The organism is Rhodococcus sp. OAS809 (genome assembly GCF_040546695.1).
Taxonomy (GTDB): domain Bacteria; phylum Actinomycetota; class Actinomycetes; order Mycobacteriales; family Mycobacteriaceae; genus Rhodococcus_F; species Rhodococcus_F qingshengii.
The window spans coordinates 3219643-3238309 of record NZ_JBEPOI010000002.1 but is presented as its reverse complement, the minus strand read 5'-3'; the positions used below and the strand labels follow the sequence as shown (position 1 = coordinate 3238309).

The 18667-nt window shown below is 61.6% G+C and carries 28 protein-coding genes and 1 tRNA gene; all 29 read right to left on the bottom strand.

The genetic code is table 11. The features are described 5' to 3' along the window. Positions 1–42: 42 nt before the first annotated feature. A complete protein-coding gene (locus ABIE52_RS18205) occupies positions 43–456 on the bottom strand; it encodes a hypothetical protein (protein WP_192711868.1) in 414 nt (137 codons plus the stop codon). A 62-nt stretch (positions 457–518) separates the two neighbouring features. Further along, positions 519–932: a hypothetical protein gene (locus ABIE52_RS18200; protein ID WP_192711869.1), complete on the bottom strand. Its 414-nt coding sequence runs from the start codon at positions 930–932 to the stop codon at positions 519–521. Positions 933–1048: 116 nt separating this feature from the next. Next, the gene (locus ABIE52_RS18195; RefSeq protein ID WP_192711870.1) at positions 1049–1915 is read right to left on the bottom strand and encodes an Ig domain-containing protein; all 867 of its coding nucleotides are present in this window, start codon (positions 1913–1915) and stop codon (positions 1049–1051) included. A 57-nt stretch (positions 1916–1972) separates the two neighbouring features. Then, on the bottom strand, positions 1973–2374 hold the full coding sequence (locus ABIE52_RS18190) for a hypothetical protein (protein WP_192711871.1): 402 nt from the start codon (positions 2372–2374) through the stop codon (positions 1973–1975). 3 nt (positions 2375–2377) lie between these two features. Beyond that, positions 2378–2641, bottom strand: a complete 264-nt coding sequence (locus ABIE52_RS18185; RefSeq protein ID WP_192711872.1) for a hypothetical protein — start codon at positions 2639–2641, stop codon at positions 2378–2380. Then, positions 2616–2825 carry a hypothetical protein gene (locus ABIE52_RS18180; protein WP_192711873.1) on the bottom strand — a complete coding sequence of 70 codons (210 nt, stop codon included), beginning with the start codon at positions 2823–2825 and terminating at the stop codon, positions 2616–2618. The genes ABIE52_RS18185 and ABIE52_RS18180 overlap by 26 nt, the downstream gene beginning before the upstream one ends. Then, complete coding sequence (locus ABIE52_RS18175) at positions 2822–3175, bottom strand: hypothetical protein (protein ID WP_192711874.1); 354 nt, start codon at positions 3173–3175, stop codon at positions 2822–2824. The genes ABIE52_RS18180 and ABIE52_RS18175 overlap by 4 nt, the downstream gene beginning before the upstream one ends. Further along, a complete protein-coding gene (locus ABIE52_RS18170) occupies positions 3168–3560 on the bottom strand; it encodes a hypothetical protein (RefSeq protein WP_192711875.1) in 393 nt (130 codons plus the stop codon). The genes ABIE52_RS18175 and ABIE52_RS18170 overlap by 8 nt, the downstream gene beginning before the upstream one ends. Before the next feature lie 24 nt (positions 3561–3584). After that, positions 3585–4133, bottom strand: a complete 549-nt coding sequence (locus ABIE52_RS18165; protein WP_192711876.1) for an Ig-like domain-containing protein — start codon at positions 4131–4133, stop codon at positions 3585–3587. Between the two features lie 22 nt (positions 4134–4155). Continuing rightward, positions 4156–5064 carry a major capsid protein gene (locus tag ABIE52_RS18160; protein WP_192711877.1) on the bottom strand — a complete coding sequence of 303 codons (909 nt, stop codon included), beginning with the start codon at positions 5062–5064 and terminating at the stop codon, positions 4156–4158. Positions 5065–5109: 45 nt separating this feature from the next. Then, positions 5110–5793 (bottom strand): hypothetical protein, encoded by a 684-nt coding sequence (locus tag ABIE52_RS18155; RefSeq protein WP_192711878.1) that lies wholly within the window; start codon positions 5791–5793, stop codon positions 5110–5112. A gap of 70 nt (positions 5794–5863) precedes the next feature. Beyond that, positions 5864–6679, bottom strand: a complete 816-nt coding sequence (locus tag ABIE52_RS18150; protein ID WP_192711879.1) for a hypothetical protein — start codon at positions 6677–6679, stop codon at positions 5864–5866. Positions 6680–6845: 166 nt separating this feature from the next. Further along, the gene (locus tag ABIE52_RS18145) at positions 6846–8273 is read right to left on the bottom strand and encodes a phage portal protein (protein WP_192711880.1); all 1428 of its coding nucleotides are present in this window, start codon (positions 8271–8273) and stop codon (positions 6846–6848) included. An 11-nt stretch (positions 8274–8284) separates the two neighbouring features. Beyond that, positions 8285–9787, bottom strand: a complete 1503-nt coding sequence (locus tag ABIE52_RS18140; RefSeq protein ID WP_192711881.1) for a terminase large subunit domain-containing protein — start codon at positions 9785–9787, stop codon at positions 8285–8287. An 18-nt stretch (positions 9788–9805) separates the two neighbouring features. Further along, entirely contained in the window at positions 9806–10138 is a 333-nt protein-coding gene (locus ABIE52_RS18135) for a hypothetical protein (protein WP_192711882.1), read from the bottom strand. Between the two features lie 210 nt (positions 10139–10348). Beyond that, on the bottom strand, positions 10349–10615 hold the full coding sequence (locus ABIE52_RS18130; protein ID WP_192711883.1) for an HNH endonuclease: 267 nt from the start codon (positions 10613–10615) through the stop codon (positions 10349–10351). A 255-nt stretch (positions 10616–10870) separates the two neighbouring features. Next, a tRNA-Met gene (locus ABIE52_RS18125) sits at positions 10871–10946 on the bottom strand. Positions 10947–11309: 363 nt separating this feature from the next. Then, the gene (locus ABIE52_RS18120; RefSeq protein ID WP_192711884.1) at positions 11310–12251 is read right to left on the bottom strand and encodes a hypothetical protein; all 942 of its coding nucleotides are present in this window, start codon (positions 12249–12251) and stop codon (positions 11310–11312) included. 29 nt (positions 12252–12280) lie between these two features. Next, positions 12281–12469 (bottom strand): hypothetical protein, encoded by a 189-nt coding sequence (locus ABIE52_RS18115; RefSeq protein WP_192711885.1) that lies wholly within the window; start codon positions 12467–12469, stop codon positions 12281–12283. After that, positions 12466–13500 carry a hypothetical protein gene (locus ABIE52_RS18110; protein ID WP_192711886.1) on the bottom strand — a complete coding sequence of 345 codons (1035 nt, stop codon included), beginning with the start codon at positions 13498–13500 and terminating at the stop codon, positions 12466–12468. The genes ABIE52_RS18115 and ABIE52_RS18110 overlap by 4 nt, the downstream gene beginning before the upstream one ends. Before the next feature lie 235 nt (positions 13501–13735). Further along, positions 13736–14203, bottom strand: a complete 468-nt coding sequence (locus tag ABIE52_RS18105) for a hypothetical protein (protein ID WP_192711887.1) — start codon at positions 14201–14203, stop codon at positions 13736–13738. 442 nt (positions 14204–14645) lie between these two features. Further along, positions 14646–15203: a crossover junction endodeoxyribonuclease RuvC gene (locus ABIE52_RS18100; RefSeq protein WP_192711888.1), complete on the bottom strand. Its 558-nt coding sequence runs from the start codon at positions 15201–15203 to the stop codon at positions 14646–14648. Then, positions 15200–15415: a zinc finger domain-containing protein gene (locus tag ABIE52_RS18095; protein WP_192711889.1), complete on the bottom strand. Its 216-nt coding sequence runs from the start codon at positions 15413–15415 to the stop codon at positions 15200–15202. Before ABIE52_RS18095 ends, ABIE52_RS18100 begins: the two co-directional genes overlap by 4 nt. Next, the gene (locus tag ABIE52_RS18090; protein ID WP_192711890.1) at positions 15402–16454 is read right to left on the bottom strand and encodes a hypothetical protein; all 1053 of its coding nucleotides are present in this window, start codon (positions 16452–16454) and stop codon (positions 15402–15404) included. Before ABIE52_RS18090 ends, ABIE52_RS18095 begins: the two co-directional genes overlap by 14 nt. A 168-nt stretch (positions 16455–16622) precedes the next feature. After that, entirely contained in the window at positions 16623–16991 is a 369-nt protein-coding gene (locus ABIE52_RS18085) for a hypothetical protein (protein WP_192711891.1), read from the bottom strand. 222 nt (positions 16992–17213) lie between these two features. Further along, positions 17214–17387 carry a hypothetical protein gene (locus tag ABIE52_RS18080; RefSeq protein WP_192711892.1) on the bottom strand — a complete coding sequence of 58 codons (174 nt, stop codon included), beginning with the start codon at positions 17385–17387 and terminating at the stop codon, positions 17214–17216. Continuing rightward, positions 17384–17995 (bottom strand): hypothetical protein, encoded by a 612-nt coding sequence (locus ABIE52_RS18075; protein ID WP_192711893.1) that lies wholly within the window; start codon positions 17993–17995, stop codon positions 17384–17386. The genes ABIE52_RS18080 and ABIE52_RS18075 overlap by 4 nt, the downstream gene beginning before the upstream one ends. After that, complete coding sequence (locus ABIE52_RS18070) at positions 17992–18273, bottom strand: hypothetical protein (RefSeq protein WP_192711894.1); 282 nt, start codon at positions 18271–18273, stop codon at positions 17992–17994. The genes ABIE52_RS18075 and ABIE52_RS18070 overlap by 4 nt, the downstream gene beginning before the upstream one ends. Then, a complete protein-coding gene (locus ABIE52_RS18065) occupies positions 18270–18665 on the bottom strand; it encodes a hypothetical protein (protein WP_192711895.1) in 396 nt (131 codons plus the stop codon). Before ABIE52_RS18065 ends, ABIE52_RS18070 begins: the two co-directional genes overlap by 4 nt. Between the last annotated feature and the right edge of the window lie 2 nt (positions 18666–18667).

Sequence of the window (18667 nt, the reverse complement as noted above, 5' to 3'; positions counted from 1 at the left end):
GCCCGTGACAGATGCCTCGGGCGGTCGTTTCGTGTGTGGTGACTATTGATTGGCGGCTTTGGCCCTGGCGAGTTTCTCGCGGATTTCGAGCGCCTTGGGATTCGAAGCCTTCGGTGCGCTCGTGGGCATTTCGCCGCGTTGACGTCGCGCGATTTCCTCGCGAATGTCGATGACCTTCTTCGGGGCCTCGGTTGCCTGAGCGACCCTCTTGTCCCGGTCGAGCTTGGCTTGTTCGCGTTTCGCGAAGCTTTGGCGCAGGATCTCAGCCATCGGCCGAGGCACGTGCTCTTCCTTCGCTCCGGCGAATTGCCACTGCAGGGTGCGGATCTCGTCCATGATCCCGAGCATTAGATCCGGCTCAGGATCGGTGAAGACGCCCATCGGATCGACAAGACGTCGATAGGCGCTGCGCCCTGGCAGGCGAGTGAGCCAGGCTTCGAAGTCTTGCCAGGACAACGTCCGCCCGAGTTCATCCAGTGACCTACCAACTGCCAGCAGGTCGGAGCGGATCGCCCCCTCTACTCCGTCGCGTCGGAGGAGTCGGAGGAGGCTTCGGATTTTTCCTCCGAGATCCCGGACTGCTTGTTCCAATACGTCCAAATCTGTTCCCGCTCCGCGTGGGACAGCTTGGCGACCGTCTCAGCGACATCGGGCTCGATCCACTGGATGTACTGATCCATGACGTCGAGGTATGTCGGATAGCGGAATTTGGCGTCCGAGTCGGGAATGGGGATGCGCTTCTCGTTGGCCTCGTTCCGTTTCGCCGAGATCTCAGCGAACTTCGCGGTGGTCCATCGGTCGACCTCGTCAGTAATCTCGGGCGGAATGTACCCGAGCTTGGGAAGTTTGATGAGCACGTCAGCCGAGCCCTTGATGGGGATCTCGATGTCCACAGTGGGAGCTTCGTGCGCTGCAGTGATTCGGAAAGCCATGATGCACCAGGCCTTTCAGTTGTTCCAATAGGAGAAATGCGACCGGGCCTTGAGGCCACCCGGCAAGGGCGGCCCGGTGCAGTGGGGTGTCAATCAACCCCTGCCGGGTGGGTTCATCAGGCGGTGACGGTGACCGTGATCGCCTTCGTGGCCTCTGCGGGAGTCGGGGTTGCCGAGTCCGTGACCTTGAAGTTGATCGACGGCGTACCGGCCGCAGTCGGAGTGCCGGACAGAACGCCGGAAGTCGAAAGAGTGAGTCCAGCCGGGAGCGTGCCCGTCTTGGACCAGGTCTTCGAGCCGGTTCCACCGGTGGCCGTGAGAGTCTCCGAGTACGGGGTGCCAACGACGCCGGCAGGCAGCGTGGTCGTGGTGACCGTCAGCGAGCCCGAGGCGGGGACAGCCTTCGAAGCGTCGTTGCGCAGCTCGACGCAGTTGACGCCCTTGCCGCCGATCTTGGACTCGTAGGTCTCGATCGTGATCTGGTACTGAGTGACGTTGGTGTGCACGTCAGTGACCTCGGCCAGTTCGGTGACCTGACCCTTCTCGATGACGTAGCGCTTGGACTTCTCGCCGTCGATCGTGTCGATGACCCACGACTGAATCGGCGAAGCCTCGCCCGTGTGGTAGATCGTCTTCTTCAGGCCATCTTCATCAGCGTCGTGAACGATGACGTTGTCGGCGCCGTTGATGGTCTCGAGCACGACCGGGTTGTCGTCTTCGAGAAGCGTGATCTTGACCGAGTGGTCGGTCTCGGTGATGACGGTGCGGAAGTTTCCGCCACCGAACATGCGGATCTTCTGCGTGGTCTTGCTGCGGTTGATCGCGATGCCGTTCTCGCCGACCGCGCCGTGATCGTTGCCGACGAAGATCGGGTCCAGCGCTTCGAGCGCATCGGTCGGGAGGCTTGTGCCCAATGGGCCGGAATGCAGAACGCCTCCGTCGATCGGAGGAGTTGCGACGTAAGAGTTGTTGACGTTGACCATGATTGAGTGCCCCTCTCAGGCATCGTTGCACCGGGCCGAAGGGGATTGCGGAGCGAGTTAGATCTTGAGGAGAATCTCGCCGGTGAATTGGAAGCGGACCTGGTCCGAAGCGTCCGGCCAGCTGTATGGCCCGCTGTTTTCTTTCCACCAGCGAATGAAGGTGTCGTGCGCCCAATGTCCGGGCGAGGACTTCAGTACGGCACGAACGACATTGGCCAGCTCTTCTGCGCCATCCTCGTCGTTGGCCCAGCACTCGAAGAGTGCGTAGACGTGATCGGTTTGACCATGGGTGGCCATGCCGCCGCCCGCGGTGCGCGAGACACGCACCATGCGCGGATGCACAGGGTTGGGGATCTTCGTGCCCACCCACACGTCGGAGAACTCTGCCGGCAACCGCTCGCGGACGAGTGTTGCCAGGACTGCCGTAGCTGGAGCGGGCCAAGTCAATGCCTCAGCCATAACTCACCTCACACTTCCGAGCACTCGGACGAGAGTGTTCTCAGAGGCGTTGCGCATACGAGCCGCCGCAGTTCGCGGGTAGACGATCGCGCGCCAGCGGCCCTGGGGCCGCCGAGCACCCTGCATCGAGGACCACTCGAACCCGGGACCGGCGGCCTCCGCCATTCGCGCGGCAAGACCGTTGATGGCGGCTTGAGTCTCGGGGGACCGGCGGACGTTGTAGAGCGCGTCGGGCGCCCACTCAATCCGGGCTTGCGTCATCGTCATTCACCACCTTGTCGACAACCTCGGCCGCGATCCACCCTTGTGGGTTATAGGCGGCGATGACCTGCTTTTGACTCGAGTCGGAGTAGATGAGGAGCACTCCGGTTTTGTCCTCGGTCGCGAACGTCGTGGTGTCGTAGACGGTTTCGCCGCCGATATGGCGGACGAGGACTTCTCGATCACTCATCCCTTGACCCTTCGGAGTTTGACGTCGACGATGCCCGGCGTGAAGTTTGGATGGGCGTCGTAATCCGAGACGCCCTCGACCTTGAACCAGCCCTTGCCTGGAAGTTCGATGCGATCGCCGACCTTCGTTCCCAGTGCGGTTGGCGGGTAACAGGTTGCGTCCACTTTGACGCGTCCTGCATGCCCTTCGACGGTCACGAAGTCGTCATTGACATAAAAGGCCCAGACCAGGATCGGTTCGGCGTCGTCGTGGACTTCGATCTCATTGCCGCGCGGGCTGGTTTCCGTCGACGGGAGCTTGCGTCTGAACTGCGCGGGTTGGGTGCAGATGAAAGCCGCGTCCTCAGCCATAGAGCGACTCCGGAGCGCCGAACGGGACAGAGTAGGCGCCTTGATGATGGGCTCTGGATTTGCACATGTCCTTCAACTGCGCGACCTGTGCGGGCGAGAAGAGGATTCCAGACTGCGCTTGCCGCGCGTCGATCGTTTGCTGGAATGGACCTGCCGACATCTGCGTGACGGCTCCATTCCCAGTGGAAGCGTTGTAGCGGATTGCCGATCGCAGAATGGCCTTCAGTGCTGCGCGGTGAGCGAATGACGGGCGTTCGATGCATGGTGCGATCTGTATAGCGATTCCGAGGGCGTCGTCGATCCATTCCTGCAGATCGGTGTCCGACTTGCCGGGGAGGTAGGGGCGCAGATCCTCGGGCGTGATGAATACGGGTTGCTCGGGCATCTACGCCCCTTCCTCGCTGACGGCTCAGGCCGTGACGGTTGCTGCACAGGTGGCAGTGAGGGTGCCAACCTTTGCGGTGATGGTGGCGGTACCTGCGGCGACGCCAGTGATGACGCCGGTAGCGCTGACGGTTGCCTTCGTCGGATCGGATGAGGTGAATTCGATACCCGCAGTCAGAGTGACTCCGGCCTGATTCTTGACGGTCAGCGCTCGGGTTGCTCCGACCGCAACCGACGTGGTGGCGGGGGTGACCGCAATGGACGTGGCAACGGAAGTGACTCCAGTGTCGACGTTTCGGGTCACAACAACCTTGGTTCCGTCAGGCTTGGTACTCACGTACACCTCGACGCGATTGCCTGTCGGGGTGTCGACCGGGACAGTCCCGACAACCTTGACCGTGTTGACGGTCTGATGGCCGGCCGCTGCGGCTGTGGCCTTGTCGGGGATGGCCGAGGAGACACGCTCGAGCTTGTCGTACGTGTCCGCGGGTGCATCACCGGGAGAGGTGGTCTGCGGAGCGTCGAGCGTGTCTCCGGTGAGGACGGTGGTCTTGGGTGGGGTGCGTGCAGCCATGATGGGTGATCCCTTTCTTGGGTCAGGCGCGCTTGACGCCGGTCAGGCGGGCAGCAGCCTTGCCGCCCTGGACAACGAATCCGCAGAAAAAGTCGATACGGGTTCGGATGGCGGGCTTTTCCTGCAACTCGCCGAGGGACTTGGCCTGCAGACCGCCATTCGAGATGCCCATGACGCCGTGTTCGGTGAACCCGTTCGCGAACTTGATCGCGTACAAGTCGGAGCCGGACGTTTCGAATGGGAGGATGCGTCGACCGCTCCAGTGCTCGCCGGGATCGATGAACGGCACACCGTTCCAGGTGAACTCACGTTTGCCGGTGATCTCGGAGTTGATGTAGTCCGCACCACCAACCTTGCGGCCGAGGGACTTGAGCTTGGCGATGATCTCCTGCGGGCTGTAGACGACATCGGGGGTGCCGCCATGCACCTGAGCGAACAGGGCGTCGAGATCGTCGAGGAAGAGATCGGAGCCGTAGCCGTGCTCGGAGTCGAGAACCTGCTTGTTGATCAGGCGCTTACGAAGGCCGTCGAACGACTTCGGGTCAACATCTGCGTCGCCGTTGAACATCGCGTCCACGTAGGTGCCGTGAGCCGAGATGAGCTTCATGCGGACCTGCTGGGCCATAAGCGAGCCGCGAGTGGCGCCGAAGGTGGCTTCGAGGAAGTTGTCGACGTCTGCGTCACCGCCGAGGATGCGCAGGCGCTCCTCCTGCATGTTGATGACGCCGGTCGATTCGATGTAGGCCTCGTTGACGGTGCGGAATCCCGTACCGGGCAGCGCACCTTCGGTGTCGTAGCTGTAGGCGTTGCCCTGAATGGCTTCGATCGGCAGGCGATCGAAGACGCTCGAGACTTGGTGCAGCGTCTCGATTGCGCCCCGTCGTACGGGGTCCGGCTCCACAGCGGCAGCCTGGGCGAGAGTGACAGCCATGTGCTGTCTCCTTTCTGAGAGTTGATGCCGCCGTGGGGCGGCCGGTTACTTGCTGTATTCCGCGTTGAATGCGGATTCGAGTCGAGCTGTGCCCGGCTTCGGTTCAGGAGATGTGCCGCGGCGACCGATTCCGACGTCCTGATGCGAGGCGGAATCGTTCGAATCCTTCAGGAGGTAGGGCCGGTCTCTCGTTGCCGCAGTGAGTAGTTCCTTGAGTGCGGCAGTGTCCACGTCGTCGTCCTTCATTGGGACGTCGGCGAGGTTGATGTAGAGGTGCGCTTCGCCGGGGTTGTGGAATCCGAGCTCTGCGGCCACACCACGAGATTCAGCCCGGACGAGACGCTCGGTCGCCTGAGTGGTGACTTCGTCGCGCCCCTCCTTGCGGGCCTTTTCTATCTCGCGTTCCTGTGCGGTTGCGGTCGCCGACTTCAGCTCGTCGCGCTCGGTCTTGATCGCGTCATAATCGGCGTATTTTGCGAACCGACCTGCAATGAAGCGGTCGACGTCGGCTTGGGTGAATTTCTTGCCATCGTCGCCACCATCGTCTGCAGGGTCGGACCCACCTCCTCCTGCAGGATTCGCTCCGGCGGGATCCGCACCTGGGGCTCCGGCTCCGTGACCACCCTCGTCTCGACGGGGGTGCATTCGGTGGGCACAGAATCGCGCTCGTCCGATAGTCAGCGGGTCGATCACCTCGGGTGCGATGACGGAATGGATCGTGTTGCGCATTGCATCTCCTTCACCCGCTGAGAGCGCAGCGGTCACGCGCACCCCGCTGTGAGCGGGGGAGTTTCTCCGGTCAGTCCGGAAGGATGTAGCCGTATAGCTTCATCAAACGCAGTGCATCCGATTTGCTTTCGGCTATGTCGTAGATGGCGGATGGAGTGAGGCGCGCCGACCGCCATTGCATGTAACGCTGGCCGGCCGACTTCATCTCGCCTTGACGTTGGACGTATTGGGCTTGACCCATTGCGCGGTAGGCGATTCCGCGGCGCGTGACGCCCTCGTTGGTGATCTTGAGAGTCTGGCCGAAGACGTCCGAGGTGGACATTCCGCGGTGGGCGTTGATCACCTGACTCGGGTCGGCGCCGTCGTCGAGTATCGATGCGATGTCAGCCTTGTTCAGGCCGGTAACCTTGCCGGACCTGATCGCCGCAACGACATCGACTGATGTATCGCCCGCTCGCGATTCACGTGCCGGTATGTGCACGCAATCGCAACCAGGATGGCGCTCGAACCCTTTGTTCCAGCGGAACCACTTGCCTGCCTGGACTGCGCAGCGATCACATGACGGAAGTCTCAGCATCCGGATGTATCCACTGAATCGACTGGAGGTCATCGCCGCCTGCGTGGCCTCTCGGCCGGCGTCCGCCACGAGCGTGGACGCGAACCTGACGAGAGTCTTCGTAGCCAATGCGGTGGCAATCTGCGCGCCAACGCCCTGCGCGATCGCGGATTTCGCTGGCAATACCGAGGCCGAGTACGCCATGGAGGCTGCAGAGTCGAGATCGATGGTGAAGGCCAGGGGATCGATCTGTTCGCCGAGCAGTTTCACGCCCTGCGCAGTGGACTGCGTCTCGACATACTGCTGACCCTGAGTCGCGCTGGTCTCCATGCCCTGCAGAATTGGCAGGACAAGGTCAACACGATGGGCGTCAAACCATCCACTCAAGTCGCTAAGGTCCGCTCGACGCCACAAAGACTGGACCGCGTTCGCAGCCTTGCGATTACGTCGACCCTGCTGCTCATAGAACCGTGTGCCGATTCGGAGTGGATCATCGTCACTCATCAGGCTTCGGGCCCGTCTCGACGGCAGCAAAGTCGCCTGCCATTACGCGCGCGAGGACTGTTTCAGCGTCGGCGAGCCAGCGCTCTACCGTTCGCGGTGTCGACCCGGGCCATTGCTCAAGGAACATTCGGATCGGTGCGCCGTTTGGAACCATCTGCGCTGCAGCCGAGGCGATCTGGTTGATGTTCTTTGGATCAGCATCGGACCAGTCGACTTCAAGGTCGCTGAGTGCGTCAGGGTCGCCACCGCGGGCGATCTCAACGAGCCGGAACACTTCCTTGTCGGACTCGCCGTAGCCGGTCTGCAAGTCCGTCACGAGTGATCGCAGAGTTGCCTCGGTAGCGACCATGAGATCACCGGAGACGTTCTTGAAGTCGCCGATCAGGTACTGCGGGGGCACCTGTGCGACGGCCGCGAAGGTCGCGACGAGCATGTCCAGCGCGGTGACGTAGTTCCCGAGATCCGATTCGGAAAGGTCGGTGATTTTCGTGTCGGTTCCCGGGAACACGAGCATGCGGTCGACGCCGACACGTCCGGGTGAGCGGATAATCGGCTGTTCGAGTCCATCTGCATCGAGGATCGCCTCGCCTGTCTCGGGATCGCGTTTGACAATCGGGTTGCCGTCGCCGTCGCGAACCACAGGGTCGTATCCGGTGGCGATCCGCTGACGGTATGCAGCGAACTGTGCGGCGAGCAGAAGATCGAAACGCACCGTGTTGACGGCCTTCTGCGGTTCCATCAATGCGTCGATCAGGGAGCTGTTGTTGCCCTCGGCGTCGATCTCGGGCTCGAATGTCACGAATGGCACGCGGCCGAGCGGATTCTTGCCGCGTTTGACTTCCGTGAGGTTTTGGGCGCCGTCACCTTCGTACTTCACCCAGTACTTCGGCGTGTAGAGCATCGCGACGGTGATGTCCTTGTCCTCGCGACGCTCAGTCCAATGCTTGGTTGCCCAGATCGACGTGAACGGGTCGGCTGGATCAGGTTCGATCCACACCGACTTCGGAGATTCGGGACGGACGATCGGCGTTGTCGCGTCGGCCTTGTTGGGCCAGACGGACATAATGCCGCGGTCGTGAACAATTCCGTCTCGGTAGACAATTCGCTGCCGACTGCCGAGGTTGTTTCGATCCCAGATGCGCCAGAGCTCTTTGTCGAAGTCCGCACCCTTCGCGGTGCGGACGCCGCCGGCGCGAAGTCGCTGGCACGTGGTTCGGACAGCGAGGCGGATGAGCGGCAGCGGTGCCATCTTCTGCAGCGCAAGGTATTCGACGTCGACACCCTTCGGCGCGTACGGGAGATTCCCCTTGCCTGTTGCGGCATCCTCGCGCACCTGCCACATCGGCAGCGCCGCGGCGAGTTTCGTAAGCCCGCTGCGGACGAGTTTGAGATCGGCCGCGATTTCCTGCTCCGTCGCCATGAGGCCTCCTGTCAGTTGAAGCCGTAGACGGCGTTCGAGATGTTCTTTTTCGGCTTCGGAATTGGCGCGTCGATGGACCCGAGCGCGAGGGTTCCCGAGACGAGCGGGGTGATGTCGACCGTGGTGTTCTTGCGGTTCCAGCCCCACAGGCCTTCAGCGCCGATGTTGCGTTTACGTGCGTCGGCCACTGCGGTGTTGAGCGTCGGCTGGTCGAGGTGAACCATCTCGCCCGACACGGCCTTTCGATAGAAGTTCGCGCACGAGGTGCCCATGTATTGAGCGCCGGTGACGATGACCGGGATGCCCGCCTCTTCGAGCGGTTCAATCAGTGGGGCCGCGGGGGACTGTCCGTCGATGACGACACCGCGGAACTTCTGTTTGCGATACACCGCCTTGACGTACTCGACGACCCAGCCCATGCCAGCGCGGTTTTCGAGCATTTCAACCATTGGCATGCCGTCGATCCGCCGACCGGCAGCCGAGACCGAGGAAGTCTCGTTGTCAGGCGCCACATCGATAGCGAGGGTGGGCATCGAGTCGATCTGCGAATGCCATTCCACGTAACTCGGACTGTCGAAGTCGATCGCATCGTTGGCCCACGTGACCATGTCGATCGGGCTGTGAGTGGCTGCAGCCGACCACATCCCGAGGCACTCACGTGCGAAGCCCTCGTCGGTGAAGTCGTCGCGGTCTTCGGCGATGGTTTCGAGGTCCAGCCGACCACCCAGTGCGGGGTTCGACTGCGCCTGTGCGTGAGGGTCGTCGTAATCGACGCCGTCAGGGCATGACCATTCCGACCAGAGCGATCGAAGTTTCTTGCCCTCCATCGTGAGCGTTCGATGGCGGGTGAAGACCTCGCCGTTGTTCTTCGGCCCGGGCGGCGTTCCGGTGTAGATGAATTGGCGGTTCTTGAGCGGAGCGGATCGCGTTGTGGGGCCAAGTGCTTCGAGCGCTTCGTCTGAGAGCTCCTGCGCCTCGTCCATCACGATGATGTCGATCGTGAAGCCGCGCGCGGATCCCTTCGATCGCGAGACGAACTCGATCGAGCCGCCGTTCGAGAGGACAATCGCCTCTTGGCCGTTGGTGCTTCGGAGTTCGACGACGAGCGCGTTCAGCTCGGGGAATCGAGCTGACGGATCGTTCGGCTTCTCTCCGAAAAAGTGCTTGAGCCGCTTGAATGCCTTGCGAGCGGTCTTGACCTCGTGAGCGGTATGGAGGATGTGCTCACCGAGCTCGACCATGCCGAACAGTTCGCGGATCTCGATGACGCCGTTCTTGCCGTTCTGACGAGGCACAGACAGCCCGCAACGCGAGCATGCCCATTTCCCGTCAGGCCGGAAGGCGAGCCAGTCGTCAAGAACGAGCGCCTGCCACCTGTCGGCGACCAAGCCGTACTTGGCGGCGAACGCAACTGCTTCAGGCCCGAAGGTGTCGATGTATGTCTCGGTCGGCGCGACCCGGATTCGAGGCATCTGAGCGCCGAGAATGGGGCGGTCGAGGACGGTTGATTGCACCAGCCACCCCCGCCCCGATTACGACGCCGGGACGATCCGCATACGTTTCGCCTTCACCGCGGCTGACATTTCCTGCATTGGAGTGAGCGACTCAGATGACGCATTCTCGACAGGGTTCTCATCGTCGTTCTCGTCCGCCATGCCGGCCGAGTTCTTGCCCGCCGCTTCACGAACCTTGAGCGATTCGATCTCGCCCGTGATCAGGACAAAGTGACGAGTGAGGGACGCGAGGTCACGTGCGCTGATCCCTGGCTTGTCGATGCTCCGTGCCAGCTTGTCGCGCAGGGCCTCCAGAGTTTTCAGGCGGTCACCTTCACCGGCGATCGCAGCCAACGACCTGGGACGAGCCATCGCAGGAACCTCCTCGCGAACCTTGGGGGCATGTGGAAATCAAGCGGGGGGGTATGGAAGGCCTCGCCGTGTAGCGACCTGAGGGCCGCCGAAAGGGGGGACCCCCTCCCCATTGCCACACACATACATATGAGAGGGACGGGGCGGGGCCAACGCTCATGCGGGGGCGTGTCTGCGTGTCCGACCTACGCGAAGGCGAGCACGCCCGTCTCAGGTCCACTCCCGACTGTTGCGGTTGACCACCCGCGTGGGTTTGTCACCCTGCTTCTGGTTGCAGACGAGGTGAGTTGGACGCAGGTTCGCAACCTCGTCCCCACCACCGTGGACGTACGGGATGAAGTGATGGGCGCTGGGGCTCATCGGGTCGGGCGCCTTGAGGTCGGGGTCGATCGGCCGGCCACAGAGGAAGCAGGCAGTTGCGCCTTGCAGCACTCGTGCTCGGTTCGTCCTGTACCTACGACCGCCAGTGCGTCCCATGGCTACACCTGCCTGTCCTGCCTACCTATGCCAGTGCCACTGCATTGGTGGAAGCCACATTCGAATCAGTTGGACGACAACCCAGAAGAACCCTTGACCCTCACGCATTGCGATCTCTCTTCTCTCGCTTGCGCTTCTTCGAGGTGGTAACTGCATTGGTGGTCCACTTGGTCGAGAGCTTCTTGGCTTCGACGCATGCCCATCTGTCGATGCGTGCCACTGTCCACCTCCCTCGGTCGGGGTCGTGGTCGGGCGTGGTGGCGATGGCGGGACTCGAACCCGCGACCTCTGGGATATGAGCCCAGCGAGCTACCGACTGCTCTACATCGCTATGCCCCCACCGACCATGAAGCGGTGGGGTGTCGAGCTATTCAGTTGTGCCCATCAGGCAGCGCAGCGAGACGACAGGTTGCGTCTCATGGGGCCTTGCTTGGATTCCGTTCTCCCCGCGTACTTCGCGGACGGGGCGGTGACCTGAACCTGAATGGGGGGTCTATGAGGGGGTGGGTCTATCAGGGGGTGGGGTACATATGGGGGACGGTCCTTGTGGGGGACGGTGCATAAACGCCCGGCCTCGGAGCACGCCGTCAGCGTGTGGTTTGACTGGGTGCGTCAACGAGACCGGGCGCGTTCTGGGTGGTGAGGGAAGGTGCGGAGAGACAGCTCACGCACTGCGATTCGGAGTCTACACAGGTCACAGCGTTGCGGCATCAACCCCGCTCTCGTCCGTGTCGAGGGCGGCAACCAGCGCTCTCACATCGCCGAGTCGGTAGAGCGCTGGATCTGACCGCCGCATCCAGTAGTCCGAGTGCGTGCCATCTGCCTGGCGCCACGCTTGAGGGGACAGCTTCTTGCGCTTGGGGTCGTTGGCCCATGCGTACAGCGTGCTCTTGGCGACATGCTCACCGAGTTCGTCGAGGAGCGGCAACAGCTCGGTGATGGTGAACAGTTGGTCGTTCACCTTGTGGAGCATCGCTTGCTCGAGATCCCTCACTCGATGATGCGTCCAGCAGCGCGGGCAGCTCACGTAATCCTCGCCGCGCTCGACGTACAGGTCGGCCGAGCAGGTGAATGGTTGCCGCTCCTCGTCGTAACTCACATGTGGGCATAGTCCCTTGTACGACAGTTCCGGTTGTCGATCAATCGCTCTGCGACACCGAGCAATCGCGTCGGTGATGCCGTCGTGCATCTCGGCAATGGCAGGCATCCATGCGAGATAGCCCGCGTGATCAGCGAGCCAGATGGCGGCCAGTTCGGCGTCGAGCGCAGTCTCGGTCGAGAGCCATGCCGGATCATGTTTGCGATGGCGTTGCGCGTGTACGGACTGCCGAAATTCGAAACTGTCCAGCGCAGTATTGAGTTCGTCCAGCTGTCCGGTTTCCTCGGCAACGAGCCTCGCCCAGGTCGTGATCTCATTCGTTAGAGAGTCGAGCGGGAATTGGGTTGGACGGCGGTCGAACCTGTCCAAACGGATCGGCAAGGCCGTCTCAGCACTCTTTCCTCGCGCCAGGCCACTACTCATCCGATCCAGGCGTGCTCGCGTGATGGTCATATCCGACACGAGACCTGGCACTCGGCGCAGTTCTGCGCGAAGGGATTCCAGGCACTCGCCGCACAGTGCAATATTCTCGCTCACCGTGCGGCCACAGTTGTGACAATCCGTCGTCATGAGACTCGTCCTCCGCCCCGCAGTTTGCCGATTTCGAGCTTGCCCTCAGCGATGAATCGCTCGGGACCGAAGATGGCGAAGTTTCTCCGGCCAGACAGCACATCGCCAAACGTGACGGCACGACGATGGAAGTAGACGCTCCAATACGGCCGATACAGACCAGATGTCGACTTATGAACGATCATCGGTGCCTCCTTCGTGAATTCGTTCGAGTCCTGCGCTGTCGGCCGGCGTCGACGGCCCACATTGGCGGTGTTGTGCTCGGCCGGGGGAGTGCGCGCTCTTGTGGTGTGCGGGTGTCGGGTTCGGGATCGCCGACGGTTATGTTCCAAGCGGACGGATCGAAAGGGTTCGGCATTTCGAGAATGCGTCTGAGCGCGCTTGCAAAGTCGGGCCATTCACGCGGGAACTGCATCTCAGGCGGAATTGCCGGGTCCGCGAACGAGAAGTCTTCGCCGTACCTGTACGGCCTGCCCTCGTCGATGATCACCTGCGAGGCTTCACCGCCCCTGGTGGCCTCTTCCCTGGCGAGCCTGTGCTCACGGTCGAGTGCATCGCGGAGTTGTTGTGCCCGTGCGCTGAATCGCGGATCTTCGGTGATGTATTCGGTAGTGAATCCGCTCTCCACGACGTCCACGACGACCACTTCTTGTCGAAACCCGTTGCTCGACTCGAAACCGACGCGGTCACCGATTCGCAGTTGGCGGCTGGGCGCAATTGGCCTGATTGGTTCACCTGAAGGGCCGACGCCGAGGTGGTATCGCTGAGGGAATGTGTATCTACTCCGTACATCCCGCAGTGCGTCCAGGGTCCACGGATTGCCGTCGTTGAATCTATAGTAAGGCCGCGAGGGTGCATCCCCGAGAATCCTTGCGGCTCGCATTCGCTCGATCTGCCGCTTCGTCGCCCATGGCCCGATGAAACCGGAGCCGGGACAGAGGACTTCGCTGTCGTCGTCGGCGTAGCGGTAGTCAGGATCGATCACCGATTCGGCATAGCCCGTTTCGCCCTCGCCGAGGTACTCCAATCGCCGAGACTCTTGCTGGTACGCCCGCCGCATCTCTTCCATGCGAGCAGTGATCTTGAGTCCATGCCAGTCTTCGCCGCAGTGCCAGCACCGATCTTGAGACGCGTTGTAGTCGTAACCAGTTCGCTGGCTGTAACCGCTGAGCTGCTCGTCGACCAGAGCGTCGATTTCGTCGATGATGTCCGTCATGGCGCCACCCATTCGTAATGCTCGCAGGGTGCAAGATCTCCGGGTCGCGAGTCCCATTCGAAGCGTGGAAACCTGGCCTCTTTGAGTACTTCCTGTTCGGTTTCCCTATCGCCCCATGTTGTCTGGACACTCGGGTCGCCCATCATTCCTCCGAGGTCCGAGCGTGAAGATACGACACAGAGATTGAGCGATGTGCGCAGTTCGTCACTGCGCTTGCAGTCGATCTTGACCCATGTCATTTCCGCCTCACCGCGATTTGCTCGGCGAGTGACTTGCACTCTGCGAGAATCTTTTCGACAGTCCAGTGCCGCGCCATAGTTGGATACCTTTCGGCCATCTCGGCCTCGAATCGGTGGTGCTCCTCTACGTACGGCGAGACGTGTAGTCCGACCCCTCCCCGTAGCTCGTCGACGCTCCAGACGTCGCCACCATGTGCCGTATCGAACCCAATCCAGCCTGTGCAAACTCCTGAGCCATAGGTGATTCCACCGTGGACTTCCAACTCCTCGACGTAAATCTCCATACCCTCCGGAATCCGCGCATAGCCGTTCAGCGCATATCCGAACGGAGACGCGTAGACGCACCAGTCGATGCCGCGTTCCGTTCCCGAATAGAGGTGGTCACGGCTCGGGAATGGCATTGCGAGGTCGATCAATCCGCACAGGCGGCGCATCTCGTCATAAGTGATTTCAGCGGTAGTCATTTCTGCCCCCATTCTCTGCCGCACTTGCAGATGCGGATTGTCGCGAACCGTGTTTCGTTGACCGGCTCTGCAATCGGATATTCGGGTGTGCTGTCAATCCACCTGTACGCGTGGCCGCCCCAGGCCTCAATCGTTGTCGCCGACTGATGGAGTTCGAGATACTCGGCTCTCCCTTGGCTCCAGGTGCGCCAATCTGCTGGGTCCCACGGAAGCGGTTCTCGCATTGCATGGCAGTCGAATTCACCGCAACTGGGGCAATGTGTCCAGGCCTCGAACTGATCGGTTGCGAGAAATTTCGCTTTGCTGCGTTGCTTACGTCCAGTCATGGCCTCGTAAACGTCAGCCTCGGTCAACGGCTTGCGAGTCGGTCGAGTGCTGAATTCCAGTAGCGTCCAAGCGATCATGGCGACCATGGCGAGAATCAGGATCACGCGTAGCCAGATCATCGGCTCAGCCCCGTCCAGTTCACATTCGGCGAAAAGTGATGCACCATTTCGGGTTCGTGCCAGCCGAGACGCATTGCACCCATCGTCGCGAGTGCCAGCGCGTCAGCCTCGTTGTCGTTGCGGACTTTTGCGTGCGGCCAGAGATCGCGCATGGCGTTGACGACCTCACGCTTGTCGGCCCGTCCGTCGCCCGTTGCGTACTTCTTGAGCGTGGTTGCGCCTACCTCGACGACCGGGATCTTTCGACGCGCCAGGAACTCGGTCACGCGGTAGTAGAGCGCGCATCGCTCTTGGAACTTCGCGGCAAATTTCGGCGCGGTGAACGGCAGTTGTTCGATGACGACGAGACGGACGCTCGGAGGCATCGAGCGGATGATTCGCTCGAACTGGTCGCCGATGCGGGTGCTCCGCTCGGCAAGGGAAGCCGATTCCGACCCGCTCACGCCAACGGTGACGAGTTTTGGGACGTTTGGGGTGTCCGTGGTGCCAGGAGAGCCCAGAATGGCGATTCCGGCGGCTGTGAGGCTCGGGTCCAGGCCGACAACGGTGGTCATCGCCGAGCCTCGCGTTCGGCGTCGAGCTGGCGAAGTCGCTTTTGACGCTCGGCCCGCTGGTTGCGAGCAGGGTGGGCCGGGAAGTTCTGCAGCGGATGGGACTTGCCGTAGCGGTCCTTGGCCGTGCACACCTCGCCGGCCTTGGCGCCGCAGTACGTGCAGATCACGGCGAGCGATTCGTCGCGGGTGATCAGATCCTCAAAGTTGTTCATCGTCGGCCTTTCGCTTCGCAGTCTCGGCAAGGGCTTCACGGACGAGCGCTACTCCTCGACGGTTGGTCTCGACTCGCTCGGGGTTGTGCTCGCAGACGGTCGTGCCGAAGTAGCCGTTCTCGTCACAGAGCTCGCACTCGTCGATCGCGTCCTGGATGAACTTGGCCCGGCGCTTGGCTTCGGACGACTGAGCGAGCTTGACGGCGTGGGCTTCGTTGCGGTCCCAGACTTCGCGAGCGCGCCGTGCTTCGCCGCAGGCATGGCACGGGCTCGTCGTCGGTTCGTCAATGTGCTGAGGGCAGTAGCGGGGTGGGGGTTCGGTTGCGCTCGCGCCGTAACCTTCCGTACTTACGTAACTACTCTCTGGTTGCTGGTTGTATGTCTGCTGGTTGCTGGTTACTGGTAGGAAACCGACCGAATCTGATTGGTAATCCGCACCCGGGTCCGTATTGCCAATGTGATTGGTATTCGGGACCGCATCGGCATTACCAATACGATTACCAATGTGATTGGTATTCCGATTGGTAATCGGGTTGGCAATACGATTGGTGTAATCGGCCGGATCGAGTGCCGGAAGATCGAGCAATCGGGCGAGCGCGTCCTTGGACATCGGGCTTGTCCATGACGAGAAATCCGACTGCGTTTCACGGGCCTTGTGGAGTTCGGTGATGACCGCTGCGCGCAAGGTTCGGGACGCTGCGCCCTGGTAAGCCTTCACCACAGACAGAGCCATCTTCGGGTTGCGGAGTAGCTCGTCATTACGGACGAGAGTGCGGACGAGTACCTCTTCGGTGTCGGGATCGAAGAGCGCGAATCGAGCTTGTTCGAGCACTGCGGCAGCGGCCATGATGCGATCGAGGGTGAGGTCTTTTGCGCGCTGAGTGAGCCGTACGGGGCGCCAGTCAGCGATGCCGCAGTACGAGAGCGACGGGTCGATCAGAAGGATGTTTGCGTAGAGGTGCTGCGCGTCGACGGTGAGATCGAGGTACTCGGGATCTTCCGCCATATTGAGTCGGACGCGAGCATATTCACGAGCCATGATTCGCGGCCTCCGTTCTTGAAAGTGGTTCGGTGGGGTTGAGATCCAGGCCGTTGACGTCTTGCCCGGACATGGGGCAGAGGTGGCCGGCCTTGTCGTGGTGTCGACGCATGCGCCAGTGGTCCGTAATCAGCACGGGGCGCCAGCACACTGGGCATCGGTCGGTGGTCATGTTGACCCCGCGTGAGTGTGAACGGTGATCATCGGGAACGGCTCGGCGGTCGAGAAGAATCCGCCCATCTGCCACTCTGCGGCGGTGCATGCGTACGTGACTCCGTTGCTGTCAACAAAGGAACACACTGCATTTGGATCGAGCGCATCCAATTCGGCCGCGCTGTTCACCGTGCGAGGCTTCGACCAACCAGCAGACAGGAGCACATCGGCAGCGCGAGCGCACTTTCCGCGCCAGTCGGGGTCTAGGCAGTCCTCCAGTGACTCTTCGCAAATCTCGGCGTGGATCGCCTCGGCCAGTTCGTCTCTCGCGGGTGTGGCCTGTGATCGGATCTCACTCACAACGACTCCTTCACGGTTGGTCATCGCTCATCCTTTGGTCGGCCGAACACGATCCACACGATGCCGATGATCAGCAGCACGGCTGATCCGACAATCTCGGCTGTCTCGGTCATCGGTCCCCCTCTGTGCAGATTGCGTCTTCGGCGATGCAGCGTGGGCATGTGCCGTCAGTTAGAGAGTCGGCGTGCCATCTGATTTCGCAGATGTCGCAAGCCTGGATGCTGGGCTTCCCCGGATCAGGCGCGGTCACGACGACACCACCGAAGGTGGTTCGATTCGACTCTTCGCGGTCAGGGAGAATCCGGCGGCGCAGTCCGGATGAATCCACCATCCTTCTCCGTCAGCGTCACGCCACACCGACAAACTGCGGACGCCCTGGTCTTCTCCACATACGCTGCAAGTTCCGATGTATTCGCTCATTGCTGTTCCCCTTCCAAAGCTGCGCGGAGTTCGTCTGCGTCGTATTCGTGGGCTCGTGCTGGTTCGACGCAGCCGTACTGGTCGCGTTCGCCGTAGCGGAGATTGCAGCTCGGGCAACGCACGTCGTCTCGGGCGAGGTGGCGTGCCCATTCGAGTTGGCGGCGTTCCTCGGCGCGGTACTTCTCCAGCTCTGCTTCGAGTTCGGCCGCCGTGGCCTCCGCCTTCTCGGCGCGTTGGCGTTGACGTTCAACCTCTTGCTGGGCGATGCCGACCAGTTCCCACACAGGTTCGGGTGGCCGTTCCGCTACGCCCCAGCCTTCGATCTCGGACTGCACCATGTGGCCACTCATGTGCTCCAACTCGGCGTACGTTGTGGGCCGTTCGTAGGTGAAGCCGGTCGGTGTCGTCTTCGGCCATTCGTGCCGCCCGCTGGTGTGCTGTTCCACCACATGTTTGGCGTGTTCGGTGGCGGTCTCGATCGTGGGTTCACTGCCGTAGGTGCCTTTGGTTCGCCAGTCGCATCCCGTGCAGCCCCACCAGTTCCAGTACGACTGCTTCAGTCGGTGCGCTGCGATGAGGTCGGTCAACCCTAGGTCAGGCGCGGTCACGACGACACCAACTTCGCTTCTTCGCGCATGTCAGCAATGGTCTCCCCGAGTATGGATTCCACTGTCTGCGCCGAGATTTCCCGGTCGGCGAGAATGTCACCATCGTCAGCCAGTAGGTCGACGATGTAGCGGTTTGGGATATCGTTCGTCGCTTTGAATTCGGGCAGCGAGTTCAGCTCGTTTCGGGCTTCTGCCTCGGTGCTGAAGTCTGCGCCGCCGAAGTGATAGAACGTGTCGTCAGCGCCGTTTGCTTCGACGATCTGAAGTCGGTAAGTCATGGTGTCTCCAATGCTTTGATGTCGTCGTGGATTTGGAAGAGTTGCATCAGTGCGACGCGGGTCTTGTCGTTGACGGCAGTGTGCGGCAAGACGACGCCCAGCAGTTCGGCGATCCGCGCTTGTTGTGCTTGGACTCGCTCGACAGCCGCAACCAGGGCGGGCACCGTAGTCCGGGCGTGAGCAATGATCGCGGCATTGGTCGCGACATACACGTGCGCGACCGGGTTGTGCTCGCCGTCAACATGGTCCGCGCCTTCCGGGATCACTCCACTTTCTTCCCCGACCACATAGAAGCCATCGTCGAGGTCCCGCCAGATCGCCCAACCGCCATCGGTTGCTGCTGCCTCCAGCGCTTTCGTGTGCTCAACATCCACCCCAGTCACGCCGCTCATGC